6 protein-coding genes, 1 other RNA gene and 1 pseudogene are annotated in these 4,850 nt (G+C 67.0%); 7 read left to right on the top strand and 1 reads right to left on the bottom strand.

Features of this window, described 5'->3' with window-relative positions; translation table 11 throughout:
• From HUK82_RS14455 to HUK82_RS14465, 3 genes are all read left to right on the top strand, one after another.
• Nucleotides 1-795: M48 family metallopeptidase (locus tag HUK82_RS14455; RefSeq protein ID WP_317134864.1), on the top strand; the 795-nt coding region annotated here is incomplete at its 5' end.
• 459 nt (nt 796-1,254) lie between these two features.
• Nucleotides 1,255-2,406 carry a glycosyltransferase family 2 protein gene (locus tag HUK82_RS14460; RefSeq protein WP_176614627.1) on the top strand — a complete coding sequence of 384 codons (1,152 nt, stop codon included), beginning with the start codon at nt 1,255-1,257 and terminating at the stop codon, nt 2,404-2,406.
• 107 nt (nt 2,407-2,513) lie between these two features.
• A complete protein-coding gene (locus HUK82_RS14465) occupies nt 2,514-3,446 on the top strand; it encodes an ion channel (RefSeq protein ID WP_176614628.1) in 933 nt (310 codons plus the stop codon).
• Here HUK82_RS14465 and HUK82_RS14470 read toward each other — a convergent pair.
• The gene (locus tag HUK82_RS14470) at nt 3,422-3,847 is read right to left on the bottom strand and encodes a hypothetical protein (protein ID WP_176614629.1); all 426 of its coding nucleotides are present in this window, start codon (nt 3,845-3,847) and stop codon (nt 3,422-3,424) included. The genes HUK82_RS14465 and HUK82_RS14470 overlap by 25 nt on opposite strands.
• Between HUK82_RS14470 and HUK82_RS14475 the strand changes: the two genes are divergently transcribed.
• From HUK82_RS14475 to HUK82_RS14490, 4 genes and pseudogenes are all read left to right on the top strand, one after another.
• Entirely contained in the window at nt 3,846-4,148 is a 303-nt protein-coding gene (locus tag HUK82_RS14475; protein WP_246495331.1) for a hypothetical protein, read from the top strand. The genes HUK82_RS14470 and HUK82_RS14475 overlap by 2 nt on opposite strands.
• A 3-nt stretch (nt 4,149-4,151) precedes the next feature.
• Nucleotides 4,152-4,493 carry a cell division protein ZapA gene (locus HUK82_RS14480; RefSeq protein ID WP_176614630.1) on the top strand — a complete coding sequence of 114 codons (342 nt, stop codon included), beginning with the start codon at nt 4,152-4,154 and terminating at the stop codon, nt 4,491-4,493.
• 9 nt (nt 4,494-4,502) lie between these two features.
• Nucleotides 4,503-4,660: non-coding RNA, 6S RNA (gene ssrS, locus HUK82_RS14485), on the top strand.
• Nucleotides 4,650-4,850: pseudogene (locus tag HUK82_RS14490) on the top strand (5-formyltetrahydrofolate cyclo-ligase); the annotation flags it as partial. The gene ssrS and the pseudogene HUK82_RS14490, both read left to right, overlap by 11 nt.

Below are 4,850 nucleotides of genomic sequence, written 5' to 3' on the forward strand. Positions count from 1 at the left end.
CCGCTGCCGCCCGCGCCGACCGCCCGGCCACGACGCCTGTCGCCATCCCCGTCGGCACAACGGACGAACGCGGGCCGCTCGCCGGACCCCATGCTCCCCGAGACGATTGCCCTGGCCACCGAAGCGGGGGCGTTGACGACGCGGGTGACATGGCGTCGGTCCCCGCGTGCGCGTCGAATCACGCTACGCATCGATCCGTCAGGTACGGGGATCGTGGTAACGCTGCCGATCGACACACCCGTCGAGAGTGGTCTTACGCTGGTCCGCACGCACGGCGACTGGATCGCGCGGCGCCTTGCGTCCATGCCGGCCGTCGTGCCCGTGGCCGATGGCGGCAGCGTGATGCTGGACGGTGTCGCGCATGCGGTCCGCCATCGCACCGATGCCCGGCGCGGCGTCTGGCTCGAGGCCGAGGCGATCCATGTCAGCGGCGACGTGGCGTTCCTGTCGCGCCGGGTGCGCGAATTCCTGATGCGTGAGGCCCGGGCGCGTCTGTCGGGGCGTGTCCAGACGGCGGCGCAGGGTTCGGGGCTGACGCCGCGCGCGCTGGTGCTGCGCGACACGCGTAGCCGGTGGGGCAGTTGTTCGGACAGCGGGCAGGTGATGCTGTGCTGGCGTCTGGTGATGGCGCCGGTCTGGGTTCAGGAGTACGTCATCGTGCACGAACTGGCGCATCTGCGACATTTCGATCATGGCGTGGCGTTCTGGGCGCTGGTGGAGCGTCTGTGCGACCGGCGGCGGGAGGCCGAACACTGGCTCAGGCGGAACGGCGCCGCCCTTTTGCGCGCTGTCTAAGCGCGCGTTCGCACCGCCGGGCGATGGTTTGCAGGGGGCGGGAGCCATGCTAAGGACGACGGGCCCGGCAGGGGCAGACGACGACAGGCGGACGTGGCGAAACCGGTAGACGCAGCAGACTTTGAATTGGAGTGCGCGCGGGGAAATCCGTGACGTAGAACCACCCAAACTCGGGGAACGCTACCGGCCTTGCGCCCATGCCAATCCCGAGCCAAGGCCGCCACCAGGCGGCAAGGTGTAGAGACTAGACGGGTGGCGCCTTCGGCCTTGCGGCCATGGCGAAGGGATAGTCCAGACCACGAACCCCGACCGGGGGCGGCGAAAGCCGAAGTGGTACGAAAATCTGCTTCTCGTTCGAGAGTGCGGGTTCGATCCCCGCCGTCCGCACCACCGTCGGCAAGGCTTCTGCCGGGCTCAACACCGTCGCGACCGCGACGGCCCTACAGGCGGACAGGTTTGATGAACGACAGCCCGCATATCTTTTCGGTCGATCACATCCGCATGGCCGGCCGCTTCATGCAGGTCGCGGGCTGGGCCACGCGCGCGGCGCAGGCGGAGCATGTGACGATCACCTTCCCCGATGGCACGCGCGACCACGTGCCGCGCGCGTTCTGGAATCGCCCAAGCCCCGATGTCGCAGCAGGTTTCGGTGCGGACTACAGCGACGCCCGCTTTGAAATCCCGATCGGTTTTCCCTCCGTCCTGTCACCCCATTTCTTCGCACGGACGCGCATCAGCTTCCATGAGGACGGGCAGAGCGACAGTTTTGCCCTCCTCCGCCCCGATCAGTTGCCGGCCGGCTTCACCGATCGCCTCGATGGACCGGAGGCGGAGCGGGATATCTTCTCGCTTCGGCTGGGCATCGGGATTCCGACCTACAACCGCAGTGGTTTGCTGCGCCAGACGCTTGCCGCCGTGCGCGCACTGACCTCCGTCACGCCGACCATTTTCGTGGCCGATGATGGTTCGCAGGACGACACGGCGTCGGTTCTGGCGAGCGAACAGGGCCTGAGCTATGTCAGCGCGCCCAATCGCGGGATCGCCTGGAACAAGAACCGCGCATTGTTCTATCTCAAGGAGGTCGCGCGGTGCGACATCATCATCCTGATCGAGGATGACGTGGTTCCGACCGCCTGGGGGTGGGAGCGCGACTGGATGCTGGCGTCGCTTCTGTACGGGCACGTCAACTTCGCGCCCGAATGGTGGACGGCGTCGACGCGCGGCAATGGGTCGTGGCACGCCCCCGTCGAGTCCGACGTGCTGACGGCCCAGTGCTCCGCATTCACGAACGAGGCCGTGTCCTATGTCGGTTACATCGACGCGCGCTTCGGGAAATACGGCCACGAACATGTCGAGCATACCAATCGTCTCATTCGGATGGGGTATGGCGGCCACCTGCATGACGACGGTGTATCGCGCCGCTACTTCCTTCTGTCAGGTAACTTGTCACTGCGCGACTCTTTGTCGAATCATTCGGCAGACGAGGTTTCGCGTAATCACGACGTTCTGATGCAAATCCAAAACGAGTTCTCCTATCGCACGCCGTGGCGGGGGGAAGACGCCGACATCGCCCTGTTCCGCGACGAGATGCGCCTGGTGCGGCACGTCTGACCGGCCGGGGAAACATCCCCTCACCGCATGGGACGGTCGCGCCCGGCGGAATACGCAAGACCGGATGAAGCGCCTATGCGGGACAGGACACCGCACAGGAAACCGGCATGGCTCACGAGACTGGGACGGCTGACACCGGCACCGCGCGTTCGCGCGCCTCGCTGCTGAACCGTCTGCGCCATCATCATGCACTGGAAGATCGCGGCCACGACAACATCGTGCGCCTGGGGCAGGCCGATCGGGTCTGGTCGGATCTCTACCACCATGCCCTGACGATGCGATGGAGCACGTTCCTGCTCTGGTCACTGGGATTTTACACCGTCATCAATGTGGTGTTCGCGCTGCTCTACATGACCGCGCCCGGCCAGATCGTGGGGGCGCGGGCAGGTCATTTCTCGGACTTCCTGTTTTTCAGCGTCCAGACGCTGTCCACCGTGGGCTACGGCCTGCTGGCCCCGGTCGGCCTGCGCGCCCACGCCATCGTGTCGGTCGAATTGCTGGCGGGCATGCTGCTCAACGCCGTGGCGACAGGCCTGGTATTCGCGCGTTTTTCACGCCCGCGGGCGCGGGTGATGTTCAGTAACAGGGCCCTGCTGCGCACCGACGACGGCACGACGCACCTGTCCGTCCGCATGGCCAATCGCCGTCTCAGCCCGATCCTCTCGGTGGATGTGGAGATGTTTCTCGCCCGGCTGGTCGTCCAGCCCAATGGGCGGCTGGCCCGCCAGTTCGTGCCCCTGGTACTGGTTCAGTCCCATATCCCGGTCCTGCGCTTCGCCTTTCCGCTCCTGCACGTCGTGGATGACACAAGCCCCCTGCGGACCCTGAGCGCCGCTGAGCTCCGCATGGAGGATGCCGAGATCATCGTGACGCTGACCGGCACGGACGAAATGTCCGGACAGAGCGTGTTCGCGCGCACGGCGTACGGCTTCGATCAGGTTCTGCATAATCACCGGTTCGTCGACATCATCGATGCCGCACCTAACGGCCGGATCACCGTCGACTACACCCGTTTTCACGCCACCGAAGATGGCAGCTGACGCATGGCGTCTTCCAGCCGCACCAGCGGAATGGACGGTGCGCGCGTGTCCGTCAGCAGCACCCCCGCCTCCGCCGCCAGGGCCGCCACGCTGTCGAAGCCGGGCGCGTGTCGGGCCAGGATCACCGCACCGATCCCCAGCCGCACCGCTTCGGCGGCCCGCCCGGCCGCTACCCCGCAGTCGAGAATGGGGGGCATGCACAACGCGACATCCGGCGCGACACAGGCGGCCATCAGCGCATGCCACCACGCGGGACCGAGATAGGCCCCGGCACCGGGCGGCGAGATCAGCGTGCCGGTGCCGGGACGCGTGCTCAGGGCCGCAAGCGCCTGTCGCGCGTCGGCGACATCGAACACCTCGACCAGAATTGGTGGCGGCGGGCAGGTCTGGGACGGGATCATGCTTGACGTTCGGCGGCGCGCGGGTGATCCCTGTAGCCTACAAGGACAGGCCGAGGATGCAACCGACCCGATGACTGGCGAATTCGACCTTGGCGATACGGACCCCGCCGACCGGCTGGAAAACGCACTGAACCGGATTGCCTACGCACTGCATCGCTCCGCCGATCAGCGCCCGGTATCCGCGCCGCCGGCACCGGCCGGCCCGCAGGTCGACATGCACGCGCTGGCCGCAAACATCGACGCCGTCGTTCATCGCATACGCACCCTGCTCGACGAAACGTCACCCGGGACGGAGGGCTGAGCCATGGGTCAGGTCAATCTGCGCATCAACGGCTATGTCTATACGATCGGCTGCGCCGACGGCGAGGAAGGCCACCTGCAGGCCATGGGCCGTGTCGTCGAATCACGCATCGACGCCCTTCGCTCGTCGGGCGCACGCACGGGCGAGGCACGCACCCTTCTGCTAGCGGCCCTGCAACTGGCGGACGAGGTTCACGACCTGTCCGCCAACCGCCTGCCGAGCAGTGCCGCCGAGGAACTGGCCGGCGCCCGCGCCGCACGGCTGGAGAACCAGCAGCGCCGCGAGCAGCTCGCGCTTCTGGTCGAGCGGGCGGAAGGCATTGCAGCCGCGCTCGAGCAGGACTAGACTGCCCTCGCGGGGCTGGCCTGTGCGTCAGGTAACTCAACCCCTGGGCCGATAAGCACTTCCTTAGGGAGCTGGCTCTGACGTGATCCTGGTCATGTTATCTGGTGCCCACCTGCGTGAGCAGGTCCGGGAGGGCTGAAAAGACCGACGGCAGTGGTGGCTCCGCACCCCCTTTCCGATCCGCCCGACATCGTCGAGGCCAAGGCGGCCCTGCGCCGCCTCATGCGCGACCGTCCACCCCCCACACCGGGCGAGACGGCGTTGCTGATCGACGTCATGCGGGCGGCGGCCGGGGACGCCCACGCGCACTGCGTGGCCAGCCTCTGGCCTCTCGAGGGCGAGCCCGATCTCCGGCCG

The organism is Ameyamaea chiangmaiensis (assembly GCF_013376175.1).
GTDB lineage: Bacteria > Pseudomonadota > Alphaproteobacteria > Acetobacterales > Acetobacteraceae > Ameyamaea > Ameyamaea chiangmaiensis.

Coding starts and splice junctions, on each gene's coding strand:
- HUK82_RS14460 (WP_176614627.1), top strand. CDS start 1,255: ATGAACGACAGCCCGCATATCTTTTCGGTCGATCACATCCGCATGGCC.
- HUK82_RS14465 (WP_176614628.1), top strand. CDS start 2,514: ATGGCTCACGAGACTGGGACGGCTGACACCGGCACCGCGCGTTCGCGC.
- HUK82_RS14475 (WP_246495331.1), top strand. CDS start 3,846: ATGCTTGACGTTCGGCGGCGCGCGGGTGATCCCTGTAGCCTACAAGGA.
- HUK82_RS14470 (WP_176614629.1), bottom strand. CDS start 3,847: ATGATCCCGTCCCAGACCTGCCCGCCGCCACCAATTCTGGTCGAGGTG.
- HUK82_RS14480 (WP_176614630.1), top strand. CDS start 4,152: ATGGGTCAGGTCAATCTGCGCATCAACGGCTATGTCTATACGATCGGC.